Origin of the sequence: Microbacterium sp. APC 3901 (assembly GCF_030407765.1) — a bacterium.
GTDB lineage: Bacteria > Actinomycetota > Actinomycetes > Actinomycetales > Microbacteriaceae > Microbacterium.
In genome coordinates, this window is record NZ_JASDCU010000004.1 from 42,312 (window position 1) to 67,331 (window position 25,020).

Annotated in this window: 21 protein-coding genes; 14 read left to right on the forward strand and 7 right to left on the reverse strand. The window is 70.0% G+C overall.

Going from position 1 to position 25,020, the window contains the following annotated elements; genetic code table 11:
• Window positions 1–34: 34 nt before the first annotated feature.
• The 3 genes from QMA07_RS04710 to QMA07_RS04720 are packed head-to-tail and all read right to left on the reverse strand — an operon-like array spanning window position 35 to window position 3,106.
• Entirely contained in the window at window positions 35–1,090 is a 1,056-nt protein-coding gene (locus QMA07_RS04710) for an LLM class flavin-dependent oxidoreductase (RefSeq protein ID WP_290160312.1), read from the reverse strand.
• A gap of 34 nt (window positions 1,091–1,124) precedes the next feature.
• Window positions 1,125–2,417 (reverse strand): aminotransferase class V-fold PLP-dependent enzyme, encoded by a 1,293-nt coding sequence (locus tag QMA07_RS04715; protein ID WP_290160314.1) that lies wholly within the window; start codon window positions 2,415–2,417, stop codon window positions 1,125–1,127.
• Complete coding sequence (locus QMA07_RS04720; protein WP_290160315.1) at window positions 2,414–3,106, reverse strand: hypothetical protein; 693 nt, start codon at window positions 3,104–3,106, stop codon at window positions 2,414–2,416. The genes QMA07_RS04715 and QMA07_RS04720 overlap by 4 nt, the downstream gene beginning before the upstream one ends.
• A gap of 121 nt (window positions 3,107–3,227) precedes the next feature.
• Between QMA07_RS04720 and QMA07_RS04725 the strand changes: the two genes are divergently transcribed.
• Genes QMA07_RS04725 through QMA07_RS04750 form a run of 6 tightly spaced genes read left to right on the forward strand, consistent with a single transcriptional unit; the run spans window position 3,228 to window position 9,490 of the window.
• Window positions 3,228–4,748 carry an ABC transporter substrate-binding protein gene (locus QMA07_RS04725; protein ID WP_290160316.1) on the forward strand — a complete coding sequence of 507 codons (1,521 nt, stop codon included), beginning with the start codon at window positions 3,228–3,230 and terminating at the stop codon, window positions 4,746–4,748.
• A 7-nt stretch (window positions 4,749–4,755) separates the two neighbouring features.
• Entirely contained in the window at window positions 4,756–5,778 is a 1,023-nt protein-coding gene (locus QMA07_RS04730) for an ABC transporter permease (RefSeq protein WP_290160318.1), read from the forward strand.
• On the forward strand, window positions 5,775–6,650 hold the full coding sequence (locus QMA07_RS04735; protein ID WP_290160319.1) for an ABC transporter permease: 876 nt from the start codon (window positions 5,775–5,777) through the stop codon (window positions 6,648–6,650). The genes QMA07_RS04730 and QMA07_RS04735 overlap by 4 nt, the downstream gene beginning before the upstream one ends.
• Window positions 6,643–7,545: an ABC transporter ATP-binding protein gene (locus tag QMA07_RS04740; protein WP_290160321.1), complete on the forward strand. Its 903-nt coding sequence runs from the start codon at window positions 6,643–6,645 to the stop codon at window positions 7,543–7,545. The genes QMA07_RS04735 and QMA07_RS04740 overlap by 8 nt, the downstream gene beginning before the upstream one ends.
• Window positions 7,542–8,354 (forward strand): ABC transporter ATP-binding protein, encoded by an 813-nt coding sequence (locus QMA07_RS04745; protein ID WP_290160322.1) that lies wholly within the window; start codon window positions 7,542–7,544, stop codon window positions 8,352–8,354. The genes QMA07_RS04740 and QMA07_RS04745 overlap by 4 nt, the downstream gene beginning before the upstream one ends.
• Window positions 8,355–8,359: 5 nt before the next feature.
• Window positions 8,360–9,490 (forward strand): LLM class flavin-dependent oxidoreductase, encoded by a 1,131-nt coding sequence (locus QMA07_RS04750; RefSeq protein WP_290160323.1) that lies wholly within the window; start codon window positions 8,360–8,362, stop codon window positions 9,488–9,490.
• 12 nt (window positions 9,491–9,502) lie between these two features.
• Here QMA07_RS04750 and QMA07_RS04755 read toward each other — a convergent pair whose 3' ends face one another.
• Both QMA07_RS04755 and hrpA read right to left on the reverse strand, forming a co-directional pair.
• On the reverse strand, window positions 9,503–10,447 hold the full coding sequence (locus QMA07_RS04755) for an NADP-dependent oxidoreductase (RefSeq protein WP_290160325.1): 945 nt from the start codon (window positions 10,445–10,447) through the stop codon (window positions 9,503–9,505).
• 9 nt (window positions 10,448–10,456) lie between these two features.
• Entirely contained in the window at window positions 10,457–14,362 is a 3,906-nt protein-coding gene (hrpA, locus tag QMA07_RS04760) for an ATP-dependent RNA helicase HrpA (RefSeq protein WP_290160326.1), read from the reverse strand.
• 25 nt (window positions 14,363–14,387) lie between these two features.
• Between hrpA and QMA07_RS04765 the strand changes: the two genes are divergently transcribed.
• The 5 genes from QMA07_RS04765 (at window position 14,388) to QMA07_RS04785 (ending at window position 20,356) form a co-directional block, all read left to right on the forward strand.
• A complete protein-coding gene (locus QMA07_RS04765; RefSeq protein WP_290160327.1) occupies window positions 14,388–15,575 on the forward strand; it encodes a heparan-alpha-glucosaminide N-acetyltransferase domain-containing protein in 1,188 nt (395 codons plus the stop codon).
• Window positions 15,572–16,408 (forward strand): aldo/keto reductase, encoded by an 837-nt coding sequence (locus QMA07_RS04770; protein WP_290160329.1) that lies wholly within the window; start codon window positions 15,572–15,574, stop codon window positions 16,406–16,408. Before QMA07_RS04765 ends, QMA07_RS04770 begins: the two co-directional genes overlap by 4 nt.
• Window positions 16,409–16,484: 76 nt before the next feature.
• Window positions 16,485–17,054: an FMN reductase gene (gene msuE / locus QMA07_RS04775; RefSeq protein ID WP_290160330.1), complete on the forward strand. Its 570-nt coding sequence runs from the start codon at window positions 16,485–16,487 to the stop codon at window positions 17,052–17,054.
• Window positions 17,055–17,091: 37 nt separating this feature from the next.
• Entirely contained in the window at window positions 17,092–18,891 is a 1,800-nt protein-coding gene (locus QMA07_RS04780; RefSeq protein WP_290160332.1) for a DUF255 domain-containing protein, read from the forward strand.
• Window positions 18,892–18,985: 94 nt separating this feature from the next.
• A complete protein-coding gene (locus tag QMA07_RS04785) occupies window positions 18,986–20,356 on the forward strand; it encodes an amino acid permease (RefSeq protein WP_290160333.1) in 1,371 nt (456 codons plus the stop codon).
• 4 nt (window positions 20,357–20,360) lie between these two features.
• On the opposite strand, the gene QMA07_RS04790 is transcribed toward QMA07_RS04785, so the two are convergent.
• Window positions 20,361–21,914 carry a phospholipid carrier-dependent glycosyltransferase gene (locus QMA07_RS04790; RefSeq protein WP_290160334.1) on the reverse strand — a complete coding sequence of 518 codons (1,554 nt, stop codon included), beginning with the start codon at window positions 21,912–21,914 and terminating at the stop codon, window positions 20,361–20,363.
• A gap of 48 nt (window positions 21,915–21,962) precedes the next feature.
• Here QMA07_RS04790 and rsmI point away from each other — a divergent pair, with 48 nt between their 5' ends.
• The 3 genes from rsmI (at window position 21,963) to QMA07_RS04805 (ending at window position 24,574) form a co-directional block, all read left to right on the forward strand.
• On the forward strand, window positions 21,963–22,781 hold the full coding sequence (gene rsmI / locus QMA07_RS04795) for a 16S rRNA (cytidine(1402)-2'-O)-methyltransferase (RefSeq protein WP_290160336.1): 819 nt from the start codon (window positions 21,963–21,965) through the stop codon (window positions 22,779–22,781).
• A complete protein-coding gene (locus tag QMA07_RS04800; RefSeq protein WP_290160338.1) occupies window positions 22,781–23,398 on the forward strand; it encodes a class I SAM-dependent methyltransferase in 618 nt (205 codons plus the stop codon). The genes rsmI and QMA07_RS04800 overlap by 1 nt, the downstream gene beginning before the upstream one ends.
• A 69-nt stretch (window positions 23,399–23,467) precedes the next feature.
• Window positions 23,468–24,574, forward strand: a complete 1,107-nt coding sequence (locus tag QMA07_RS04805; protein WP_290160339.1) for a LacI family DNA-binding transcriptional regulator — start codon at window positions 23,468–23,470, stop codon at window positions 24,572–24,574.
• A 17-nt stretch (window positions 24,575–24,591) separates the two neighbouring features.
• Here QMA07_RS04805 and QMA07_RS04810 read toward each other — a convergent pair whose 3' ends face one another.
• A complete protein-coding gene (locus tag QMA07_RS04810; RefSeq protein ID WP_290160340.1) occupies window positions 24,592–24,960 on the reverse strand; it encodes a VOC family protein in 369 nt (122 codons plus the stop codon).
• Between the last annotated feature and the right edge of the window lie 60 nt (window positions 24,961–25,020).

The following is a 25,020-nucleotide window of genomic DNA, read 5'->3' on the forward strand; positions in this document are numbered from 1 at the left end:
TCAGCGTAGAGGGTCTCACCGACAGCCGGGACGATCAGGTCAGCGTCGCCAGGCTCCGCTGCGGGACCAGGGGGAAGACCTGCTCGGCGATTCGCTCGAGTTCCTCGTCGAGCGGCGACGCCTGGATGAGGAGGAGCGTGATGCCCGCATCCGCATACTCGTGGATGCGCTCGGCGACCTGATCGGCCGTGCCGACCAGATTCGGGCGGAGCCCGCGAGTGCCGACCGAGTACTCGCGACGTGTCAGCTCGAGCGACAGCTTCGAGTTGCGCTGGAACTCCTCGAACGATGCGTAGCCGGGGGAGTCGGGGTCGACCGTCGTGATGCGCTCGAGTTCGCGCAGAGCCTCAGCCTCGGTGTCGCGGACGATCACGTAGGCCGGCATGCCGAACTCCGAGACGGGCCGACCGTGCAGCCGGTCGGAACGGGCGTTCATGTCGGCGACGTTCGCCCGCACCTCGTCGAGGGTGCCGCCGTGCATGACGTAGGCGTCGGCGAAGCCGGCGATCGACTCGCGACCCGCCTCGCTCTCGCCCCCGGCGAAGATCACGGGGTGGTTCGACGGCTTCGGCTCGACGATCGTCCCGTCGAGGGAGTAGTGCGAACCGGCGAACGAGTACGGTGTGTGCTCCCACAGGCCGTTCAGCACGGTGACGAACTCCTCTGCCTGCACGTAGCGCTCGTCATGGGTCGTGAACTGACCGCCGAACTGTCGTGCCTCTTCTGCCCACCAGGCAGCCACGACGTTGAGGGCGACGCGCCCGGGCGCGACCTGGTCGAGTGTGGAGACGGTCTTCGCGAGCACCGCCGGCAGATGGAACCCGGGTCGCACGGCCGTCATCACGCGCAGACGCTCGGTGACGGCGAGGATGGATGCCGACAGCGACCACGCCTCGAGGCTCGGCGCGTCGATGCCCTTGCGGTCGTTGAGGTAGAGCTCCGGAACGAGCGTGGTGTGGAATCCGAGCCGGTCGGCTGTCACCGACACCTCGCGGATGTACTCCCACGTGGCCGCCATACGGCCCTCATCCGTGACGTTGCGCAGGAATCCGCCATAGACGGGGGTCCAGTAACCGAGGTCGATTGGCATGGTTCTCCTAGGGCTGATCGGATCGAGTGGGGGCTCAGGCGAGCGCGAGCGCGCTGTCGAGGTCGGCGATCAGGTCGCCCGGATCCTCGAGCCCGGCCGACAGGCGGATCGTCGTGAACGAGATGCCGGCGGAGGCACGCTGATCGGCGGTGAGGTGCGAGTGCGTCATCGACGCGGGATGGTTGACGAGGCTGCGGGCGTCGCCGATGTTCGCGACGAGTCGGATGACCTTCAGCGCGTCGATCACCCTCGCCACCCTGGTATCGGTCTCCGAATCCTCGGCCACCGCGAGATCGAACGAGAAGACCGACGGACCGCCCCGCGGCAGATAGCGCTGAGCGAGGGAATGCCAGCGGTTGCCCTCGAGGCCGGGGTGGTGCACGGTGGCGACAGCCGGATGCTCCTGCAGATGCCGTGCGATCTCGAGCGCGGTCCCGCTCTGCCGCGACACCCGCAGGTCGAGCGTCTCGATCCCCTGGAGGATCTGCCACGCGTTGAAGGGGGACAGCGACGGCCCGAGATCGTGCACGTACTTCGACTTCACCAGGGCGGCGAACGCCTGGCCGCTGCCGAAGCGGTCCCAGAGCGCGAAGTCGCCGATCCGCGCGTAGGGCTCGGTGAACTGGGGCCAGCGTCCCGGCTCGCGACCGAAGTCGAACGTGCCGAGATCGACGACGACGCCGCCGAGCGATGTGCCGTGGCCGCCGAGGAACTTCGTCGCGGAGTGCACCACGAAGTCGGCACCGTGCTCGCCCGGGCGCACGAGATACGGAGTGCCGACGGTGTTGTCGATCACGAGCGGCACTCCCGCGGCATGTGCGATGTCGGCGACCGCGCGGATGTCGAGCACCTGAGCGATCGGATTCGCGATGGACTCGGCGAACAGCACCCGGGTCTCGGGGCGAATCGCCGCGCGCCACGCGTCGGGGTCGTCCTGGTCGACGAACGTCACCGGAATGCCGAAGTCGTCGAAGGTCTCCTGCAGCAGGTCCACAGTGCCGCCGTACAGCTGGGCGGCGGCGACGATGTGCCCGCCACGGCCGACCAGGGCGAGCAGGGTGACCGCGACCGCCGCTTGACCGGAGGCGACCGCGACGGCCGTCGTGCCGCCCTCGAGGGCGGCCACGCGCTCTTCGAGGATCTGCTGGGTCGGGCTCGCGTTGCGGCTGTACAGGTTGCCTGCGGCGCGCAGCGCGAAGAGGTCGGCGGCGTCCGCCAGCGAGGCGAACTCGTAGGCGGCGGTCTGATAGATCGGCGGGACGGCGCTGTTCTGCGGCGTTCCCGGCACGTAGCCCGCCTGGATCTGTCTGGTGGCGAACTCGGTCATGCGATCGCCAGGCTCCCGACCGAGTGCGTCCGCACGATCGGCGCGTGGGCGTCTCCGGCGCGCAGGCGCTCGAGCCACTGCACGAGCGATGCCGCCACGCTGCGGTGCGAGTGGTCGTTGAGCGCGTCGTGCAGCCCGTCGACCGTCTCGACGACCTCGAGATCAGGCACCGCGCGCAGCGCCGCGATCACCTGCGGCAGCGGCGACACGCTGTCGGCGCCGCCGTGGATCGCGAGCACCGGAACCTCGATAGCTGCGAGATCGGCGGGTGCAGGAAGAGGCTCGGCGACGGTGAGAGGCTCGGACGACGCCTCGGTGGCGAGCACTCCGAGATGCAGCGGGCACGCCGTGCGCTCCTCGGCGGACGGAAGCGCGCTCTCCGCGTCCACCAGCGTGCCGACGACGACGACGGCCTCGGTCGGGGCGCCCTCTGCGACGAGGCGCAGGACCGCGGATGCCGCAGCATCCGCTCCGATGAGCACGCGCGGCAGGTCGCGGACAGCCGAGAGCCAGTCGCTCGCCGACTCCGCGTCCTCGTCGAAGACGGCGACGACGTAGCCGTCGGCGCTCAGGCGGCGCCCGAAGCGCTCATAGACGCCCGCGCGCTCACCACGCCCGGTCACGACGGCGAGAGTGCCGCGGACGCGGGCCGGTGGCGCCCAGAGTGCAGGGGAGGAGGTCGTGGTCATGGGTCCCATCCTGTTGTCGGTCCCGCGGGGCCGCAGCCGATATTTCGCCGTGTTGCGATACGTGACCCTCCGATTCGCGGGAGATTGTGGGCTGCTGCGGCGCGCTCCTACGTTCACTGTCATGACCACCCGATCTCGCCTTCCTCTGTTCGCCGCTGCGACGGCCGCGACCCTCGCCCTGGCCGGCTGCGCCGGTGCATCCGCCGCTCCCTCCGACCCATCAGGGACGACATCGCTGACCTGGGGCTGGGCTCTGCCCACCAGCTGGGATCCGGTGACCTCGACCGCCGGATGGGACACACATGCGCTCGCGCTGGTCTACGACGGCCTCACTCAGCTCGACACGGAGGGTGAGGTCGTTCCCGGTCTCGCGGAGAGCTGGGAATACAACGCCGACGGCACCGCGATCACGTTCCATCTGCGCGAGGGGGCGGAGTTCACGGACGGCACTCCGGTCACAGCCGATGCGGTGAAGCAGAGCATCGAACGCGGGCGCGATCAGGAGAACTCCACGCTCGCCGGCCAGCTGCGGATCGTCGTCGGCATCGATGTCGACGACGAGCGAACGGTCACCGTCCATCTCGACCAGGCCGACTACCAGGTGCCGTACCTCTTCGCCGGCAAGACGGGCTTCATCGTGAACCCGGCGGCGTTCGACGACGTCACGACCCTCGCGACCCAGCCCGAGGGATCGGGTCCGTTCGCTCTCACCGAGTACGTGCCCAACGCCCACGCCGATCTCGAGAAGAACGAGGACTACTGGAACGCCGAGCACATCTTCATCGACGACTTCTCGATCGTCCCCGTCACGGATCCTGCGACGGTCGTCGCCGGTGTGAGCTCGGGGCAGTGGGATGTCGCGCAGGTCCCCCCGGCTCAGGTCGACGGCGCGGAGGCGGCGAATCTGGAGGTCGAGACGATCAGGGCTCTCACCGTGCGGGCCCTCGACGTCAACAGCACCGTGGCTCCGTTCGACGACCAGCGCGTGCTCCAGGCCATCAGTCATGCCACGGACAGGCAGGCCCTCGTCGACGCGGCGTACTTCGGGCAGGGCACGCCGAACTGGCAGCCGTTCCCCGAGGGGTACGTCGCGCACAGCCCGGAGCTCGACGAGCTGTACCCCCACGACGTGGATGCGGCCAAAGAGCTTCTCGCCGAAGCCGGTCACCCGGACGGACTCGAGATCACCCTGTCGCTGACCGAGGACGACACCGCGCTCGCCGAGGTGCTGCAGGCGCAATGGGCTGAGGCCGGAATCGACGTGACCCTGAATGTCCTGCCCGCGGCAGCCGTCGCCCAGAACTACGTGCAGCGCACCCTGCCGTTCGTGCTCGACAGCTACTCTGGCCGCCAGTCGCCGCTGCAGGGGCTGGAGGTGCTCTACGGCACCGAAGGGCTGATGAACCTGGGCCGGCAGACACCGTCCGAGCTCACCGAGGCGATCGACACGGCGAGAGCCACCCCCACGGATGCGGACGACTACGCCGAGAAGATCCAGGATGCTGTCGAGATCGGTGTGGAGCTGCAGCCGAACACGTTCCTCTTCAGCTGGCCGCGGATCCTCGTGCACCCCGAGAAGGTGACCGGCATCCGGCACTGGCTCGACGTGCAGCGATGGGAAGACGTCAAGGTCGAGGGCTGAGCACACCATGCCGACAGTGATCGCCGAGAAGCTCGCAGTGCCCGAGCGCGACGACGGGGGCGCACGCCTCAGTGCGTGGCCCGCGATGAGGGTGATCCTCGCCACCCTCGTCACGGCGGTCACCGTCTTCCTCCTCGCCACCTTCGCGACCTTCGGACTCGGGGCCGCGAGCGGATCGAATCCCGCAGCCGTCGCCCTCGGCGAGGTCGCCACACAGGCCGACGTCGACAGGCTGAACCACCAGTTCGGGCTCGACCGTCCGTTCCTCGTGCGATATGTCGACTGGATCACGGGGGCCGTCACGGGTGATCTCGGCACCTCCTGGTTCACGACCATCCCGGTCGCAGACAGCATCGCCCAGGCCTTTCCCGTGAGCCTGTCGATCGCGGCGGGGGCGACGCTGTTCGCCCTCGTCTTCGGGTTCGCCGGCGGCGTGCTCGCCGCCGTGACCCGCGGAGGAGCGATCGATCGGGTGGTGACCGCCTTCAGCACGATCGCCGCCACGGTTCCCGCGTTCGTCGCGGCGATCGCACTGATCCTGCTCTTCTCCTACGCGATCCCGCTGTTCCCGGTCGCCGGGTACACCCCGCCGGAGAAAGACGTGGGAGCCTGGCTCGTCTGCCTCGTGCTTCCGTCGATCGCTCTCAGCCTGGACGCGGGAGCCGACATCGCCAGGCAGCTGCGGACCTCGCTCGTCAGCACGCTGGGGGAGAACTTCATCATCGGGGCCAGGGTGCACGGGCTCGGCCCCGCGCGCATCGTGTTCCGACACGCGCTGCCCATCGCCTCAGCCCCGGCGCTCTCGACTCTCGGCGTGCATGCGCCGCGCCTGGTCGGCGGAGCGGTCATCACCGAGGTGATCTTCGGGATGCCCGGACTCGGACAGCTCGCCAACCGTGCCGCACTGCAGGGGGACGTGCCCGTGGTGCAGGGGGTGCTCCTCGTGACGGTCGCGATGATCGTGATCGTCGGGGCCGTCCTCAACATCGTGATCTCCCGCGCAGGCGGAACCGAGAGGAGTGCCGCATGAGCGTCATCGCATCGCCGGCTGCAGTGAGACTGTGGCGCACCGGATGGAGCGTCAGACTCGCACTTCTCGTGCTCGTCGGCATGGTCCTGCTCGCCGTAGCGGGCCCCGCCCTCGCACCGCAGGATCCGCTCGCACAGAACGCGTCGGCAGCGCTGCAGGAGCCGAGCCTGGTGCACCTCCTCGGCACCGACTATCTCGGCAGAGACGTGCTCTCGCGGCTGTTCGCCGGGGCGCCGGCCTCTCTCATCAGCGCCGTCGCCGCGGCGCTCATCGGCCTCGTGCTCGGGGCGGTGCCCGGAGCCCTCAGCGCGTTCGTCCCGAGGGTCGCCGAGTGGCTCTCGCTGCGCATCGTCGACGCGCTCCTCGCTCTGCCGTTCATCCTGTTCGCGATCGTGTTCGCCGCGCTTCTGGGCAACGGTCTCATCCAGGCCACGCTCGCGATCGGCATCCTGCTCGCCCCGGGGTTCTTCCGCATCGCACGCGCTGCCACACTGCGGGTACGCGACTCCCCGTACATCGACGCGGCGGGCTATCTGGGCGCCTCCGCGTGGTGGATCCTGCGGCGGCACGTCTGGCGGCAGGTCGCGCCCAATCTGGTGGTCGCGACGGTCTCGGCACTCGGCGGCGCGCTTCTCGCCGTCGCGTCGCTCACCTTCCTCGGCATCGGGGTGCAGCCGCCGGCCCCGACCTGGGGAGGGATGCTGTCGAGCGACCTCGGGTACCTCGGCCAGCGGCCGTGGGGTCCGCTCGCTCCGGCGCTCGCGATCATCGTCACCGTCGGCGCGCTCAATGTGGTCGCTGACGCGGCGCGGGACGTGCGGGGAGCAGCGGCGGTCGCGCCGGCGAAGCGGAAGGCGGCCGCGCATGTCTGACACCCGGTCGATCATCGAGGCGAGCGGCACCGAGGTCCGCACGGGCACCGTGCACGGAAGACCACTGCGCCCCTCCTTCGACGAAGCCTCCCTCGCGCGCCCGGCCACGGCCGCGGTCACGGATCTCGTGATCACCGCCTCCGACGGCACGGAACTCGTGCACGGAGTCTCGGCCTCGGTGCGCCCTGGCGAGGCTCTGGGCATCGTCGGCGAATCGGGAAGCGGCAAGACCCTCACCTGCCGCGCCCTGCTCGGCATCCTGCCTGCGGGTCTCGAGGTCACCGGCGGAACGGTGCAGGTCGCCGGGATCGATCTCACCGAGGCGGATGAACGGGCGTGGCGTCGCGTGCGCGGCACGCACATCGGGGCCGTCTTCCAGGACCCTGCCTCGTATCTGAACCCGGCGATTCCCGTGGGCGCACAGCTCGAGGAGACCCTGAGGATCACCGCCGCGCTGGGGCGTCGTCAGGCCAGGGAGCGCGCGCGCGAGCTGCTCGACGATCTCGGCATCCGCAGGGTCGACCTGGTGCTGCGTCAGCGTGTCGCTCAGCTCTCAGGAGGGATGCTGCAGCGCGTCCTCATCGCGATGGCGCTCGCCGCCGACCCCGCCGTGCTGATCGCGGACGAGGCGACGACGGCGCTCGACGTCACGGTGCAGGCGGAGCTGCTCGAGCTCCTCGGCCGTCTGCGCAGGGAACGCGATCTCGCGCTCATCCTGGTCTCGCACGACCTTGCCGTCGTCGCCCAGGTGTGCGAGCGCGTGCAGGTGTTCCGCGACGGACGCGTCGTCGAGGCCGGTGCGACGTCGCGGGTTCTGCGTGCACCTGCGCACGCCTACACGCGGGAACTGCTCAGCGCGCACGCCGCATACGGACTCGAGAGGTTCCTCGCATGACAGCGCCCATCCTCGAACTCGAAGACCTCACGGTCGACTACGGGCGCGTGCGCGTGCTCGATCGCATCTCGCTCGCCGTGCGCCCCGGCGAGGTCGTCGGCGTGGTCGGCGAATCCGGCTCAGGCAAGACGACTCTCGCCAAGGCCGTGCTTCGCGCGGTCGATCCCTCTGCCGGGTCGCGCCTCGTCGTGGACGGCCGAGACGTCACGCGCCTCCGCGGCGGCGCATTGCGGGCGTGGCGGCGCGGCGGCGCCGTGCAGTACGTGTTCCAGGATCCGCTCCGGTCTCTGGACCCGGGGGTCCGCGTCGCCGACTCGATCGTCGAGGGGCTTCGCATCGCGGGTGTCCCCGCAGCCGAGGCCGCACGCCGTCGCGCGGCGGCCCTCGCCGCCGTCGGTCTCGAGGAGGAGCTCATCGCGCGCCTGCCCGCAGGTCTGTCCGGCGGGCAGCGCCAGCGAGCGGCGATCGCCCGCGCACTGGTCGTCGAGCCGCGGCTGCTCCTGCTCGACGAGCCGGTCAGCGCCCTCGATGCGGCGAGCCGCGACCGGGTCGTGCAGGCGCTCATCGCGTTGCGCGACGCTCGCGGATCCGACCTGGCGATGTTGGTGATCTCGCACGACATCGGATCGCTCGCCGCGATGAGCGACCGGCTGATCGTGCTCGACCACGGACGCATCGTCGAAGACGGACCCACCCGTCGTGTGATCTCGCGCCCCGAGCATCCGTACACCCGGCTGCTCATCGACTCCGTCCCCCTCATCCATGCGCCTCGGGCGAACCGCCCGTCGCCCGCCCCCGTCAGGAGCTGAATCACATGCCCATCGAATTGCTCGGAATGATCGCCACGACCGCCGGATCGGAGTCGAGAGCCGTCGACGGGCCCGTCGTCGACGCGGCCTACGTGCGCGAGTTCTCTCGCGCTCACGAGGAGGCGGGGTTCGACCGCGTCCTGATCGGCTACAGCGCGAGCTCGCCGGACGGCTTCGCGGTCGCTGCGGCGGCGCTGCACTCGACCGAACGGCTGAAGGTGCTGATCGCGCACAGGCCGGGATTCGTCGCCCCGACCGTCGTCGCCCGCAAACTCGCCACTCTGGACCACCTCACGGGTGGCGGACGGGTCGCGATCCACCACATCAGCGGCGGCAGCGAGTCCGATCAGCGCAGGGACGGCGACTTCAGCGACAAATCCGACCGGTACCGTCGCACCGGCGAGTTCATCGAGGTGCTCCGACGCACGCTCGCATCCGACGAGCCGTTCGACTACCACGGTGACTTCTATCGGGTCGAGGGCGCGTTCTCGGCGGTGAAGCCCGCGACCGACGACGGGATCCCGGTGTTCTTCGGGGGCCTGTCGGACGGCGCGATCGAGGTCGGGGCCAGGGGGGCAGACGTCTACATGCTCTTCGGCGAGCCGCTCGCAGACGTCGCGGAGCACATCAGCTCCATCCGCGCCGCGGCAGCGCGTGAGGGCCGAACCGTCGAGTTCAGTCTCTCGACCAGACCGATCATCGGTGCCACCGAAGCCGAGGCCTGGGAGAAGGCCGAGCGCATCTACGCCGAGACCGAGGCGCTGATCGCGAGCCGGGCATCGGGCAACACCCTCACCTTCGCGCGTCCGGCGCAGCATGAGGAGGTTCCGGTGTCCGCCGACCGTCTTCAGCAGGCCGCACGGCGTGGCGATGTGCACGACGAGCGGCTCTGGCTCGGCATCACGAGGCTCACGGGTCCGGCCGGCAACTCCACGGCGCCGGTCGGCACGCCGGAGCAGGTGGCCGAAGCGTTGCTGAAGTACTACGACCTGGGCGTGACGCGCTTCCTCATCCGCGGGTTCGAACCGCTCGGCGACGTGCGCGACTGGGGTGCCGAGCTCGTGCCCGCGTTGCGAGAGGGAGCCCGACTCCGTGACGAGGCCACAGCCGCGCAGAGTGAGGAGAGGGTCGCCTGACGGCCGGTCCTGCTACGGGATCAGCACGATCTTGCCGGAGGCGGCGCCGGACTCCATGAGCTCATGGGCCTGCGCCGCTTCGCCGAGCGGCAGTTCGGGTCCGAGCTCGATCACGAAGTCACCCGATGCGAGCAGCTCGACGGTCGCGGCCAGCGCCTCGGCCCGCCATGCGAGCTCCTGCTCGGTGAGCGGCTCAGGCGAGCCTCCGGAGAAGGCGCGGATGCCGAACGACGCGGCATCCGGTCCGCGCACGATCGTCGCGATGCGGTCGCGGTCTGCGACGAGCTCGAGCGAGACCTCGATGGCCGCATCCGTGCCTGCGCAGTCGAGGGCGACCGTCACGCCGTCCGGCGCGGCCGCGCGCACGCGCTCGAGCAGCCCGTCACCGTAGGCGACGGGGGACGCTCCGAGGTCGCGCAGCTGGTCGTGTCGGGCGGGGCTGGCGGTGGCGATCACGGTCGCGCCCCAGGCGACCGCGAACTGCACGGCCGCTTGGCCGACCGATCCGGAGCCGCCGTGCACGAGCAGCACGTCGCCCTCGGCGACGTCGAGCGATCGCAGCGCCTGGTACGCGGTGCCTGCGGGGATGCCGATGCCGGCCCCCTCCGCGGCGGTGACCGAGTCGGGAAGTGCCACGAGCTTCTCGACCGGCACGGCGAGCATGCTCGCGTACGTGCCGACGGTGTCGCGGATCGCCACGCGGTCGCCCACCGCGAAGCCGTCGACGTCGTCGCCGAGCGATTCGATCACCCCGGCGCCGTCGAACCCGACGGTGCGCGGCTCGGTGATCGGCGGCGAGGGGCGCTTCGCACTGCGCAGCTTGGCATCGATCGGGTTGGCGCCCGCCGCCTCGATGCGCACCACGGCCTCGCCGCTCAGCGCGATCGGATCGGGGATCTCGATCTGGTGCAGCACATCAGGGGAACCGAACTCTGTGTAGACGATCGCGCGAGCCATGACCTCAGGCTACCCCCGCGATGCCAGCACCTTCATGATGCGCTGCGGCGAGACGGGCTGCGCGGTGCCGAGCCGCTGCGCGAACACGCTCACGCGATACTCCTCGAGCAGCCAGCGGGTCTCGATGAGCGCGGCAGGTGCGCCGGGTGCGAGCGGGATCGTCCCCCCGGCATCCTCGAACACCTTCGCCATGCGCTCGAACTCGCTCATGCGTGTGCGGTCCTTGCCCGGTGCGTTCGCCAGGGTCTTCAGCCGGTCGAGCATGCCGTCGAGGTACCGGGGGAAGTGCGCGAGGCGGTCGACGCCCGCCGCCGAGACGAACCCGGAATGCAGCAGGCCCGAGAGCTGGGTGCGGATGTCGTTGAGCGGGCCCAGCAGAGCGAGCGAGTTCTGCGACTTGATGCCGCGCTCGACGTCTCGGGACTTCGTGAGGATGCGGGCCACGAGCGATACGCAGGCGAAGAGCTCGTCGACGAGGGATGCCGAGACGGCGTCGCGCACGCGTTCGAACTCGGCCTGGGTGCGCACGATGCCCCCGGGGGCCAGTCGGTCGATCGCGCTCTGCACCACGGCGGCGCGGCAGTCCTCGATGAGGGCCGCTGCGGACTGATACGGCGATGCGGCGAGTGCGAGCTTCTCCGGGCTGGTCAGGTGCTGCTGCACATACGACGAGGGGGAGGGCACACCGAGCAGCACGAGTCGCAGGACACCGGCCCGGGTGGCCGCGCTCGCGGCATCCGCCGTCGATTCGACACGCACCGACACGGTCTTGCCCTGATCGACGATCGCGGGGTACCCGCGCACCACACCGCCGGCGACCCGGGTGTCGAGCACCTCGGGCAGCTCGCCGAACGTCCAGGCGGTCAGGCCGTCCTGCTCGATGGAGGCGGCGGCAGCCGCGGCCGGCTGCGGACCCTTCGACGGCCCCGGTCGGCGGGGCGGGGCCGCGATCGAGCGGGCCACGCTGCTGCGGGCCCGATCGGCGAGCTCTGCCTGCAGCGTGCTGAGGTCTCGGTTCGATCCTGCGACGCGCCCGCGTTCGTCGACGGCGCGGAAGTTCATGCGCAGGTGCGCGGGCACTCGGTCGTCTTCGAAGTCCGCCGCAGACACGAGCTGGTTCGCGAGGGGCTGGATGAGGCGGGCGAGCGCCTCTTTCAGGGTGCGGTTCGGGAGGCCGCCGTGCGATTCCGGGCCGTCTCCGGCCAGCTCGGCCCCGAACTTGTCTGCCCAGTCGGCCGCGGGCACCACATGCCGCCTGATGGCCTTGGGCAGAGCGCGCAGCAGGCCCGTGACGAGCTCGGCGCGGAGGCCGGGCACCTGCCAGTCGAAGCCCCTGTCCTCGATCTGCGCGAGCAGGGGGAGCGGGATCACGACGCTCACGCCGTCGTCGGCGGCACCCGGCTCGAACCGGTAGGCGAGACCGAGCACCTGATCGCCCTGGGTCCACCGCGTGGGGAACTCGCTCTGATCGGCCCTGCTCTCGTCGTCGAGCAGGTCGGCCTCGCGCATCACGAGCAGCTTCGGTGTGGCGGCCAGGGTCTCGCGCCACCACTTCTCGAACGAGCGCACGTCGAAGACGTCGGCAGGGATCCGCTCGTCGTAGAAGCGGAAGACCGACTCGTCGCCGGCGAGGATGTCGCGGCGGCGTTCGCGCTCTTCGAGCTTCTCGAGGCGCTTGCGCAGCTCGGCATTGCTGCGCCAGAACGCGCTGACCCGCTTGTCGATGCGCGTCGGGTCCCACTCGCCCTCGACGAGCGCATGCCGCACGAACATCTCGCGTGAGGCGGCGCGGTCGATGCGGGCGAACTGCACGCGGCGGCGCGGGATGATCTCGACCCCGAAGAGCGTCACCTTCTCGTAGGCGACAGCGGCCCCCGCATCCTTCGACCAGTGCGGCTCCGTGACCTGACGCTTCGCGAGGTCGCCGGCGAGCGCCTCGGCCCAGGCCGGATCGATCGCGGCGACCGTGCGCGCATAGGTGCGGGAGGTCTCGACGATCTCGGCGGCCATGACCGCCTGCGGGGCCTTCTTGCGCAGCGCCGAGCCGGGGAAGATCGAGAAGCGGATGCCGCGGGCGCCGCGGTACTCCGCCATCCTCTTCTTCTTGGGGTCGAGGCCCTTGCCGGTGTTGCGCTCGTCGAGGATGCCGATCTGCGACAGCAGACCGGCGAGCAAGGCGCGGTGGATCGCATCCGGATCAGCGGTGCCGGTGCCTCGGGAGTCCTTCTCCTTCACCAGCGAGCGCAGCTGGCGGTGCACGTCGAACCACTCGCGCACGCGGACGTAGTTCAGGTGTTCCGACCGGCAGAGCCGACGGAAGGCGCTCGAGCCGAGTTCGCGCTGCTGCTCTCTGAGGTGGTTCCAGAGGTTCAGGATCGAGAGGAAGTCGCTCGTCGGGTCGGCGAACCGCGCGTGCATGCGGTCGGCCTCGTCGCGCACGCTCTGCGGCGCCTCCTGCGAGGGGCGCTCGCGCACGTCCTGGATCGACATGCCGGCGACGATCGCGAGCACGTCTCGCGTGACGTCGGCCGCGCCGGGGCGGCCCGCCTCGATCAGCATGCGGGCGAAGCGGGGATCGATCGGGATGCGCGAGATGTCGCGACCGATGCGGGTGAGGCGCGGGGTGTCGCCGCTTCCGGTCACGGCGCCCAGCTCGGTGAGCAGATCGACGGCGGCCTTCACGCCGCGGGAGTCCGGCGGGGTGAGGAACGGGAAGGCCGTGATGTCGCCGAACCCGAGCGACAGCATCTGCAGGATGACCGAGGCGAGCGACGTGCGCAGGATCTCGGGCTCGGTGAACTCCGCCCGACTCTCGAAGTCCTCTTCGCTGTACAGGCGGATCGCGATGCCATCACTCGTGCGCCCGGCACGCCCGGAGCGCTGGTTCGCGGATGCCTGCGAGATCGCCTCGATGGGCAGCCGCTGCACCTTGGAGCGGTTGCTGTACCGCGAGATGCGGGCGGTGCCGGTGTCGATCACATAGCGGATGCCGGGAACAGTGAGGCTGGTCTCGGCGACGTTGGTGGCGAGCACGACCCGCCGCCGCACCCCCGCGACACGGCTCTTCTCGAACACCCGGTGCTGCTCGGCGGCCGACAGCCGGCCGTACAGAGGCAGCACCTCGGTGGGGGAGCGGTCCTTCGAGTAGGCGCCGCGCACGGCGTCCGCCGCATCCCTGATCTCGGCCTCGCCGGGGAGGAACACCAGCACATCACCGGGTTCCTCGCGGTCGAGCTCGCGCAGCGCCATGACGATCGCGGTCACCTCGTCGGCCTCCGCCTCCTGGGCTGCTGAGCCTGCCGGAGCATCCTCGGTCTGGGCGCGATAGCGGATCTCCACCGGGAACGTGCGCCCTGACACCTCGATGACCGGCGCAGGCACGCCGTCAGGCGAGGCGAAGTGACGGGCGAAGCTCTCGGGGTCGATCGTCGCCGAGGTGATGATGACCTTGAGGTCGGGGCGTTCGGGAAGGATCCGCACGAGGTAGCCGAGCAGGAAGTCGACGTTGAGAGAGCGCTCGTGCGCCTCATCGATGATGATCGTGTCGTAGCGGCGCAGCAGCCTGTCTCGGTGGATCTCGTTGAGCAGGATGCCGTCGGTCATCAGTGCGATGCGCGTCTCGTCCGACACCTTGTCGGTGAAGCGCACCTTGTAGCCGACGAGGGAGCCGAGCTCGACCTGGAGCTCTTCGGCGACCCGCTCGGCGATCGTGCGGGCGGCGAGTCGTCGGGGTTGCGTGTGGGCGATGCGCTCACGCCCGAGGTCGAGGCAGATCTTCGGAAGCTGGGTCGTCTTGCCCGAGCCCGTGGCACCCGCGACGATGACGACCTGATTGTCGCGGATGGCATCGGCGATCTCCTCCCGTGCAGCGCTGACCGGCAGCTCGGGAGGATAGAAGATCACGGGGGAAGGCATAGAACTCCCATCGTACGATTCATCCGTGAGCACTGTGTCGAAGCCCCTCCCCGCAACGCGGTGGTTCCGAGAGTTCGGGCGCGCTCCCCGCATCCTCGGGCTCGACGTCGCGCGAGGGCTCGCGATCCTCGGCATGGCCGGCGCGCACATCGGCGAGACCGAGGCATTCGATCCGTCAGACCTGTCGACATGGACCGACCTGGTGCACGGTCGCTCGTCGATCCTGTTCGCCGTGCTCGCCGGCATCTCCATCGCCCTGATGACGGGACGCAGCGCGATCCCGGAGCCGGAGCGGATGCCGAGCATCCGCCTGCAGCTCGTCGGTCGCGGCGCGGTGATCTTCATGATCGGTCTGGCCCTCGAGATGCTCAACACGCCGATCGCCGTGATCCTCACCGTCTACGGGCTTCTCTACGTGGCCGTCATCCCGTTCGTCCGGTGGCAGCCGTGGAAGCTGCTGATCGCCGCCGGCATCCTGGCGCTCGCGGCGCCGGCCGTGCTCGCACTGCTGGCCGCGCTCACGCTCGACCCCTCTGGCGCGGGCATCAGTCTGGTGCTCTACGGCTCGTACCCGATCACGGCGTGGCTCGCCTTCGTCTTCGCCGGCATGGCTCTCGGACGCCTGCACGTCGAGAAGCTCGAGACCGCGGCGGTCACGTTCGGCATCGGTGTCGGGCTCATGCTCGTCGGCTACGGGCTCGGCCTCGTCGGGGCTGTGGCCGGCATCAGGTCCTCCTCGTGGATGACAGACGGAGAGGGGGCCTCGGGGTGGAACACGTATCCGGATGCTCTGGCCGCGGCGGACCCCGGTGGCGCCGTCGTCCGCGCGATCTTCGCCGTCGATCCGCACTCCGGCGGGACGGCCGAGATCCTGGGTTCAGGCGGGTTCGCCCTGTCTGTCATCGCGCTGTGCCTGCTGCTCAGTGGGCCGCTGCGCGCCGTGCTCCTTCCGCTGGGGTCGTTGGGGTCGATGCCGCTGTCGGCATACAGCGTGCACGTCGTGTCGGTAGCGCTGATCGCAGGGCCCGGAGGCTTCTTCTCGAGCAACGCCTTCTGGGCCGCCACCGCGGTCGTGCTCCTTCTCGTCGCGTCGCTCTGGTCGATCCTGTTCGGGCGGGGGCCCCTCGAACGACTCGTCGGGTGGGCTGCGGCGAGGATGGCCGCCGTCCCCCCGGGGCCACCTGTCATCACAGGTCGTAGGGTGGAACCATGACGATTCCTGCACTCGAACTGAACGACGGCCATTCCATCCCGCAGCTCGGCTACGGGGTGTTCAAGGTCCCGGCCGACGAGACCGAGCGCGCCGTGAGCCAGGCGCTCGAGATCGGCTACCGCCACATCGACACGGCCGCCATCTACGGCAACGAGGAGGGCGTCGGCGCGGCCATCGCGGCCTCCGGCATCCCCCGCGACGAGCTGTTCATCACCACCAAGCTCTGGAACGACCGTCACCACGGCGACGAGCCGAACGCGGCCATCGCCGAGAGCCTCGAGAAGCTCGGGCTCGAGAACGTCGACCTCTACCTCGTGCACTGGCCCACCCCGGCCAAGGACGACTACGTGCACGCGTTCGCCAAGCTCATCGAGCTGCGCGACGCCGGTCTCACGCGCAGCATCGGCGTCTCGAACTTCCTCGTGCCGCACCTCGAGCGCGTCGTGGCCGAGACCGGCGTGACCCCGGCGGTCAACCAGATCGAGCTGCACCCGGCCTACCAGCAGCGCGACGTCGTCGACTGGGCGACCGAGCACGGCATCCGCATCGAGTCGTGGGGGCCGCTCGGCCAGGGCAAGTACGACCTGTTCGGCACGCCGGCGATCGCCGAGGCCGCAGCCGCTCACGACGTGACCCCCGCTCAGGCGGTGCTGCGCTGGCACCTGCAGAAGGGGTTCATCGTCTTCCCGAAGTCGGTGCGGGCCGAGCGTCTGCGCGAGAACCTCGACGTGTTCGGCTTCGAGCTGACGGATGCGGAGATGGCGAAGATCGACGCGCTCGACCCGCTCGACGGCTCCGGCCGCGTTGGTTCGCACCCCGACGACGTGAACTGAGGCGCCGCGTTTCGACAGATGACGCCCCGTGTCGCTTTCCGCGACACGGGGCGTCGTCGTGAGTAGCGTCAACGGCATGACTGCTCCCTATCGCGTCGTCGCCGTCTCCGGTTCTCTGCACGAGCCCAGCAAGACCACGGCACTCGTCCGTGCGATCGCCGGGGCGATGGCCGAGCGCGCCGAGGTCGAGATCGAGGTCATCGAGCTCACCGACATCGGCCCGTCGCTCGCAGGGGCACTCCGTCGTGACCAGCTGCCGGCGAGCGTCGAGGAGAAGCTCGTGGCCATCGAGGCGTCCGACCTGCTGATCGTGGGCAGCCCCGTGTACCGCGCGTCCTTCACCGGTCTGTTCAAGCATCTGTTCGACTTCGTCGGCCAGTACGAGCTCGTCGGCAAGCCGGTACTGCTCGCGGCTACCGGAGGCGGCGAGCGCCACGCGCTGATCATCGAGCACCAGCTGCGGCCGCTGTTCGCCTTCTTCCAGGCGCTGACGCTGCCGCTCGGCGTCTACGCCAGCGACACCGACTTCGACGGCTACGTGATCGCGTCCGACGTGCTCCGCGCGCGCATCGACCTCGCTGCAGACCGTGCGCTGCCGCTCGTCGGCTACGCCGCCTCCCGACCGGCGGAGCTGCTCGTCTCCTGACGGGCTCGTCGTGCGCTGATCGGCGTAGCGTGGGCGTATGACGAACCGGCTCGCCGACACGCTCAGCCCCTACCTCCGCGCACATGCCGACAACCCCGTCGACTGGTATCCCTGGGGGTCGGAGGCGTTCGCGGAGGCACAGCGCCGTGACGTGCCGCTGCTGATCTCGATCGGCTATTCGACCTGCCACTGGTGCCACGTGATGGCGAGGGAGTCATTCGCCGACCCCGACACGGCCGCCCTGATCAACCGTGACTTCGTGGCGATCAAGGTCGACCGTGAAGAGCATCCCGATGTCGACGGCGCCTACATGGCCGCAGCGTCGGCGTTCACGCAGAACCTGGGGTGGCCGCTGACAGTCTTCACGACCCCGCGGGGTCGCACGTTCTACGCGGGCACCTACTGGCCGCCCGAGGCGCGACAGCCGATGCCCGCGTTCCGCGACGTCCTCGCCGCGGTTCATGAGGCCTGGACCCTGCGCCGGGCGCAGGCCGAGGAGTCGGCGGATGCCGTGACCGATGCGCTCGCCAGGGCGGGGGCGGCCATGCCCTCGGAGCTGCCAGACGCTGCGGCGCTCGCCGGGGCGGCCGAGGCGATCGCCGCGCGTGAGGATCGCCAGTTCGGCGGGTTCGGCGGCGCCCCGAAGTTCCCCGTCGCGACGACCCTGAGCCTGCTGCAGACGCCGCTGGTGCGGCGGGAGGCTCCGGATGCCGCGGCCTCCGCCGACCGGGCGCTCGCGGCGATGTCGGCGTCGGCCCTGTGCGACGCCGACGGAGGATTCTTCCGCTACGCGACCCGGCGCGACTGGACCGTGCCGCACTACGAGCGGATGCTGACCGATAACGCTCAACTGCTCGACATCGCTCTCGACGCGGGAGATGAGACGACGGCGCGAGGCATCGCGGACTTCCTCGTGGGGACGCTGCGCCGAGAGGGCGGCGGGTTCGGCGCCGCTCAGGACTCGGAATCGTGGATCGACGGCGAGCGCAGCGAGGGCGGGTACTACCTGCGGCCGGTGTCGGAGCGGGCAGGCCTCGAACCTCCCGCCGTCGACGGCAAGGTCATCACCGGATGGAACGGTCTCGCGGTCGCGGCCCTCGCGCGTGCCGGTGCGACCTACGGCGAGACCGCCTGGGTGCAGGCGGCGATCGACGCCGCGGAGTATGTGCTGCGGGTCAACCGTGGGCCCTCGGGAGCGCTCGTGCGTGCCTCGCTCGACGGCTCAGCATCCGAGGCCGTCGCGACCGTGGCCGACGTCGCCCTGCTCGCCGACGGCCTGTTCGTGCTCGCAGTCGCCACGGGCGAGGCAGGCTGGGCGGTCGAGGGGCGCACTCTGCTCGACGTGGCGCTCGCGGGCATCCAGGGCGACCCGCTGCTCGCCGAGCACGGCATCGCGGTCTCTCCCGATCAGACCGACGGCGACCTGCCTTCGGATGCGGCCGCGGTCGCCGCCGCATCGCTCACCGCCTGGCGGCTCGGGGCGGGGGACCGCTATCGCGAAGCTGCCGCGGTGCGGGTGCGCGAGCACTCCGGGTCGGCGATCGGTCAGCCGTTCGCACACGGCAGCCTGCTGCGGGTCGCCGCGGGGCTGGTCGATGCGCCGAGGCAGCTCGTCGTCGTCACGGGGGAGCCGGGGGGTGCCCTCGCCTCGAGGGCGCGCACGGCCGATGCGGATGTGATCGCGGTCGTCACTCCTTCGCAGGCGCGGGCATTCGCGGATGCCGGGTTCGAGCTGTTCGAGGGCAAGGGAAGCGCGGTCGAGCAGGCTTTCGACTGTCGAGCCTTCGTGTGCAGACTGCCGGTGAGCGACCCCTCCGAGATGGTGCTCGAGCGCTGAGAGCTCGGTGGGTGCCGATTGGCTGCCGTCCGGCATCCGGTCTAATGTTGCGCGATGGCAGGCGCCACCTCGCGCCCCGCTTCAGGAGGCGCGCATGACCACCGAGGTTCCCCCCACCACGACCACGACCAAGGGGCTGCACCCGGGGCTCACCCGCAGGCAGATCTCGATGATGGGGCTCGGCGGCGCGATCGGCGCCGGTCTCTTCGTCGGCTCGGGTCAGGCGATCAGCATCGCCGGCCCCGCCGTGCTGATCTCGTATCTCGTCGCCGGTGCGATCGTGGTGCTGATCATGGCGATGCTCGCCGAGATGGTCGCCGCCCGTCCGAGTTCGGGCGCCTTCAGCTCTTACGCGCAGAAGGCGATGGGCCGCAGCGCCGGCAGCGCGGTGGGCTGGCTCTACTGGATCCAGCTCGTCGTGGTGATCGCGGCTGAGGCCACCGGTGCCGGCGCGATCGTGGCGGCGTGGATCCCCGGCATCCCTGCGTGGGTGTGGGTGCTCGTCTTCGTCGTCGCGCTGACCGCGGTGAACCTCTTCGGGGTGCGCAACTACGGCACGTTCGAGTTCTGGTTCGCGGCGATCAAGGTCGCGGCGATCATCGTCTTCCTGGTCGTCGGAGTGTGCGCGATCCTCGGTCTGATCCCCGGGGTGACGGGCAGCGGTATCGGCAACCTCGTCGACAACGGCGGGTTCGCGCCGAACGGCCTCAGCGGCATCGCTGCCGCTCTCCTCATCGTGGTCTTCGCGTTCGGTGGCACCGAGGTCGTCGCGATCGCCGCGGCCGAGTCCGACGACCCGTCGCGCAACATCCGCCGGATCGTCCGCGAGGTGCTCGTGCGCATCCTGATCTTCTACGTCGGCTCGATCTTCGTGATCGTGTCGGTGCTGCCGTGGAACGATCCGGCCGTCGAGGATGGTCCGTTCTCGGCCGTGCTCGACACACTGCGGGTGCCGGGCGTCGGGCTCGTGATGGACCTCATCGTCGTGATCGCGCTGCTCTCGGCGATGAACGCCAACATCTACGGTGCATCGCGCATGGCCTATTCGCTGGGCGAGCGCGGCCTCGCGCCGCTGGCAGCGACCCGCACCACGCTCAAGGGCGTGCCGGTCGTGGCCGTGCTCGCCTCGGTCTCGTTCGGCTTCATCACGGTCGGACTGAACTGGGCGTTCCCCGACGTGGTGCTCCCGGCGCTCCTGAACGTCGTGGGGTCCACGATCCTCGTCATCTGGACGGCTACAGCGGTCTCGCAGATCATCCTGCGCCGTCGTGCCGATCGAACGGGGGTCGAGATGCCGATGCGGATGTGGGGCTTCCCCTGGCTGTCGTGGCTGTGCCTGGCGCTGCTCGCCGGTGTGATCGCACTTTCGATGACCGACGAGGCAGCACGCGTGCAGCTCCTGCTGACCATCGGACTCACCGCCGTGCTGCTGGTCGTCGCCCGTCTGACCCGCGGCACCGTGTGAGAGGTCAGATCCAGCCGGGCAGCCAGTTGTGGAGCAGCCAGAAGTCGTAGGGCACGCTCATGCCGGTCCAGACCGGGTAGAAGAACGCGGAGACCAGCAGCACGACGGCGAGGAAGATCATCACCGTGCGCTCACCTGACTGGCGGCGATGCAGCGTGTCCTCTCGTCGCCCGGCGATCTGACGCAGAACGACCGCGAGCGCGATCACCAGGAACGGTGCCATCGCGACCGTGTAGAACTGGAAGATCGTCCGCTCGGGGAACATCAGCCAGGGGACGTAGGTCGCCGCGAGTCCGACGAGCGGGAACGTGAACGCGGGGCCGACCGGCGTGCGGTGGATCCACCCACGCACGAGCCGGTTGATCAGGTAGAGGGCCGCGGCGACACCGGCGTACCAGATGATCGGGTTGGGGATCGTCGAGATCACCGCGATGCAGTGATCGACGCCGCAGGGCCCGGGATCGCTGCCCACCCAGACCGCCGTGGGCCGCAGCAGCAACGGCCACTCCCAGGCGGGGCTCGCGTACGGGTGCCCCTTGCTGAGACCGACGTGGAAGTTCAGGATCGCCTCGTGATAGTTCCACAGGGCGATCAAGGGGTTCGGGTCGCTCTGACGGGCATAGCCGCCTGCGGTGACGAGCCACCCCGTCCAGCTGACGAGGTAGGTGGCCAACGCCGGCAGCACCAGCAGCACGAACGAGACGGGCCCCTGGCGGAACGCCGCCGCAGTGGGCCAGAGGACGACGCCGGCGCGGCGTCTCGCCAGAGCATCCGTGACCACCACGTAGAGACCGAAGGCGGCCAGCGCGTACAGGCCGGACCACTTCACCGCGCACGCCGCGCCGAGGGCGACACCCGCCGCGATCAGCCAGGGGCGTCGCCAGAGCACAGGACCCCACATCGGCTCGGGGGAGTCCGGTGCGGTGCGTTCGAGCAGAGTGATCGACCGGTCGCGGTCGATCAGGATGAACAGGGCGCCGAGCATCAGGAAGAACGTCAGCGGCCCGTCGAGCAGCGCAGTACGACTCATCACGATGCTCAGGCCGTCGACGGCGAGCAGAGTGCCGGCGACGGTCGCGACCACGATCGAGCCGGTCAGCCTGCGGGCGACCAGGTAGGTGAGCAGCACCGTGGCCGCGCCGAGAAGAGCCGTCGCGATGCGCCAGCCCACCGTATTGTCGGGTCCGCCGACGGCCATTCCCAGGGCGATCAGCCACTTGCCGAGGGGCGGATGCACGATGAACGACCCTGCGTCAGACAGAGGCAGCTGCTGCAGCGTGATGAACGCCTCATTCGCATCCTTGCCCCAGGTGCCCTCGTACCCGAGAGTCCACAGCGACCAGGCGTCCTTGACGTAGTAGGTCTCGTCGAAGGCGAGCTGGTGCGGGTGCCCGAGGTTGACCAGACGCAGCACCGCAGCGAAGGCGGTCACGACGAGCGGCGCGAACCAGCGGATCATGCGCCCCCAGTCAGGGTCCTGCAGCACGCGGTCGCGCAGTCGCCCGTAGCGCGTCAGTCGCTGCTCGGGCGGAGGCAGCAGGGGCAGGGGCGCGGTCACCGCACCAGCCTAGACACTCCGCCGATGGGTCCCGCCTAAGCTGGGCGGGTGATCATCCTCGCCGCAACACCGATCGGAAACCTGGGGGATGTCTCGCGTCGCCTCGTCGAAGTGCTGGAGAACGCAGAGGTCGTCGTCGCCGAGGACACCCGCACCACGCAGAAGCTGTTGCAGGCTCTGCAGATCTCCAACCGTCCGCGGCTGATCGCACTGCACGACCACAACGAGAAGCAGAAGGCGGCGGAGCTCGCGACCCTCGCCATCGAGACCGACGTCGTCGTCGTGAGCGACGCGGGGATGCCGGCGATCAGCGATCCCGGCTACGGCCTCGTCGCCGAAGCCGTCGCCCAGGGCGTGACGGTCACGGCGATCCCCGGCCCCAGTGCCGTGCTGATGGCCCTCTCGATCTCAGGGCTGCCGACCGATCGCTTCACGTTCGAGGGGTTCCTGCCGCGCAAGCCGGGGGACCGGCGGTCGACGCTGAGGGCGCTCGCCGCCGAGCCTCGCACCATGGTCTTCTTCGAATCTCCCGCCCGGCTGGCTCCTTCGCTCGCCGACATGGGTGCCGCATTCGGTGACGACCGCCGCATCGCCGTATGCCGCGAGCTGACCAAGTTCTACGAGGAGGTGCGCCGAGGCACCTCAGCCGAGCTCGTCGAGTGGGCCACGGCGGGCGTCAAGGGCGAGATCGTCGTCGTGGTCGAGGGCGCGCCGCATCGTGAGGCGTCTGCGGACGACGCGCTCGCGCAGGTGCAGAGTCTCGTGGCATCCGGCGTGCGTCTGAAGGAGGCCTGTGCCGAGGTCGCCGCGGCCACGGGCCTGTCGTCGCGCGACCTGTATCAGGCAGCGCTCGCCGCTCGCCGCTGATGGTGCAGGGCGCTGACGCCGCGATCGGCTCCGCCTACGACGCGCGGGCGGCGGAGTACGTCGAGCTGGCCGGTGCGATCGAGCAGATGGACGCCCGTGATGCGGCGGTCATCGGAGCCTGGCGTGACGTGACCCCGGGGCGGCTGCTGGATGCCGGTTGCGGGCCCGGTCACTGGACCGAGTTCCTCGGCAGGGGCGGCCGTGACGCTCAGGGGGTGGATCTGTCGGCGGAGTTCATCGCGACCGCGAAGAGCCGGCATCCCGGCATGGCATTCGAGCTGGGTTCGTTCCGCGAGCTGCCGCTCGACGACGGCTCCGTCGGCGGCATCCTCGCCTGGTACTCGCTGATCCACACGCCTCCGGCCGAGCTCCCGGAGATCCTCGCCGAGTTCGCCCGCGCGCTCGCTGCCGGCGGCAGCATACTCATCGGGTTCTTCGACGGAGAACCGCGCAAGCGCTTCGCGCACGCCGTCGCCCCCGCCTTCTTCTGGTCGGCGGCGGCGCTCGCCGAGCTTCTCTCCGATGCGGGATTCACGGTCGTCTCGACCGAGACCCGCGGCCGGGAGCAGGGCGAGATCAGCGCACGGCCCCACGGCTCGCTCGTCGCCGTTCGCTGAACCCTGCGCGCAGGCGGAGCCTCGCTTCCCGGGTACCCTGGTGCACACGCGACCCGAGGAGGACCGAGCGTGACCAAGAAGGCGACCGTCTACGACGTCGCAGAGCGCGCCGGAGTGTCGATCGCGACGGTCTCGCGCGTGCTGCGGCAGCCGGATGCGGTGCGCCCTGCGACGCGGGAGCGCGTGCTCGACTCGGTCGCTGCCCTCGGCTATGTGCCCAGCGGCAGCGCGCGCGGCCTGGCCGAACGTCGTACCGGCGTGCTGGGGCTGTACTTCCCGGGTTTCGACGCCTCAGAGGACGCTCCCGTGCTCGATGTGCTCGCCGGAGATCAGGCCGAGGTTCCGCCGTTCACGGTCGAGCAGGCCTCTGCCGACGCGGACGCACCGCATCCGACCATGCTGTTCCTCGACGAGGTGCTGCGCGGTGCCGAGCTGGAGGCGTGGAAGCAGGGCTTCGTGCTCATGATCGGCGTCGGCCGAGGCGACCCCGCCAGGGAGACCGTGCGTGACATCGCCGGCAGGGTCGACGGGCTGATGGTGCTGGCGCAGAGTGTGCCGGACGATGTGCTCGCCCGACTCGCCCAGCGGATTCCGGTGGTCGTGCTCTCGGGCCCCGCGCGGGGAGACAGGTACGATCACGTGACGGTCAGCAACGCCGAGGCGATGACCGAGCTCACCCGACTCGTGCTCGCACAGGCCGACCCCGGGGGCATCGCGTTCCTGGCGGGTCCGGAGGACTCGCCAGACGGTGCGCAGCGGTGGGAGGGCTTCGCCGCCGCCATGGCCGAGGCGGGCATCGCGACGGATGACGTGACGGTGCTGCGCGGCGACTTCACCCGCGCATCGGGGTATTCCGCCGCAGAGCAGCTCATCGCCCGAGGCGCGCCGTCGGTGCTCGTCGCGGCCAACGATCAGATGGCCCTCGGAGCGATCGACGCATTCGGCTCCGCGGGCATCCGCGTGCCCGATGACGTGAGGGTCACCGGTTTCGACGGGCTCGAGGCGGCCGCGCTCTCGCGCCCCACGCTCACGACCGTCCGCCAGCCGATGATCGATCTCGGTCGCGCCGCCGTGCAGCTGCTCGCACGCCGCCTCGAGAAGCCGGACGCCGATCCGATGACTGTGCGCCTGCCCCTGCAGATCCTCGTCCGCGAGAGCTCGCAGCGCCCCGCCTGAGCGACCTGACCGCCCGCTCAGGCGCGATCGTGCAGCGTGATGCGGTAGCCGTCGGGGTCGGCGAACGTGAACGTGCGGCCGAACGGACCGTCGATCGGGGCCGTGACGATCGGATGCCCTGCGGCGGCGAGAGCGTCGTGGATCGCCTGCACGTCGCTGGCATGCAGCCAGATCGCGGTACCGATCCCCGGCTGGTCGACGCCCTCGAGGTCGGTGCCAGGGGCGATGTCGCGGAGTGCGAACGCGATGGGTGTGGTCTCGAAGACGACGGCATGCGGCGGGCCCGTGGGCGAGCGGACGAGGCCGAGGTACTGCTCGTAGAAAGCCTGCGACGCAGCCAGGTCGCGAGTCTGGAGGGAGATGAAGTCGGGTCCGGTGACGGGCATGATGTGCTCTTTCCTTTGATGTCAGTTATCTGACACAGATCAATGTATGTCAGAATACTG

Excerpts from the sequence above, each read along its gene's own strand:
- QMA07_RS04710 (WP_290160312.1), bottom strand. The coding sequence starts at position 1,090 with ATGCCAATCGACCTCGGTTACTGGACCCCCGTCTATGGCGGATTCCTG.
- QMA07_RS04715 (WP_290160314.1), bottom strand. The coding sequence starts at position 2,417 with ATGACCGAGTTCGCCACCAGACAGATCCAGGCGGGCTACGTGCCGGGA.
- QMA07_RS04720 (WP_290160315.1), bottom strand. The coding sequence starts at position 3,106 with ATGACCACGACCTCCTCCCCTGCACTCTGGGCGCCACCGGCCCGCGTC.
- QMA07_RS04725 (WP_290160316.1), top strand. The coding sequence starts at position 3,228 with ATGACCACCCGATCTCGCCTTCCTCTGTTCGCCGCTGCGACGGCCGCG.
- QMA07_RS04730 (WP_290160318.1), top strand. The coding sequence starts at position 4,756 with ATGCCGACAGTGATCGCCGAGAAGCTCGCAGTGCCCGAGCGCGACGAC.
- QMA07_RS04735 (WP_290160319.1), top strand. The coding sequence starts at position 5,775 with ATGAGCGTCATCGCATCGCCGGCTGCAGTGAGACTGTGGCGCACCGGA.
- QMA07_RS04740 (WP_290160321.1), top strand. The coding sequence starts at position 6,643 with ATGTCTGACACCCGGTCGATCATCGAGGCGAGCGGCACCGAGGTCCGC.
- QMA07_RS04745 (WP_290160322.1), top strand. The coding sequence starts at position 7,542 with ATGACAGCGCCCATCCTCGAACTCGAAGACCTCACGGTCGACTACGGG.
- QMA07_RS04750 (WP_290160323.1), top strand. The coding sequence starts at position 8,360 with ATGCCCATCGAATTGCTCGGAATGATCGCCACGACCGCCGGATCGGAG.
- QMA07_RS04755 (WP_290160325.1), bottom strand. The coding sequence starts at position 10,447 with ATGGCTCGCGCGATCGTCTACACAGAGTTCGGTTCCCCTGATGTGCTG.
- hrpA (WP_290160326.1), bottom strand. The coding sequence starts at position 14,362 with ATGCCTTCCCCCGTGATCTTCTATCCTCCCGAGCTGCCGGTCAGCGCT.
- QMA07_RS04770 (WP_290160329.1), top strand. The coding sequence starts at position 15,572 with ATGACGATTCCTGCACTCGAACTGAACGACGGCCATTCCATCCCGCAG.
- msuE (WP_290160330.1), top strand. The coding sequence starts at position 16,485 with ATGACTGCTCCCTATCGCGTCGTCGCCGTCTCCGGTTCTCTGCACGAG.
- QMA07_RS04780 (WP_290160332.1), top strand. The coding sequence starts at position 17,092 with ATGACGAACCGGCTCGCCGACACGCTCAGCCCCTACCTCCGCGCACAT.
- QMA07_RS04785 (WP_290160333.1), top strand. The coding sequence starts at position 18,986 with ATGACCACCGAGGTTCCCCCCACCACGACCACGACCAAGGGGCTGCAC.
- QMA07_RS04800 (WP_290160338.1), top strand. The coding sequence starts at position 22,781 with ATGGTGCAGGGCGCTGACGCCGCGATCGGCTCCGCCTACGACGCGCGG.
- QMA07_RS04810 (WP_290160340.1), bottom strand. The coding sequence starts at position 24,960 with ATGCCCGTCACCGGACCCGACTTCATCTCCCTCCAGACTCGCGACCTG.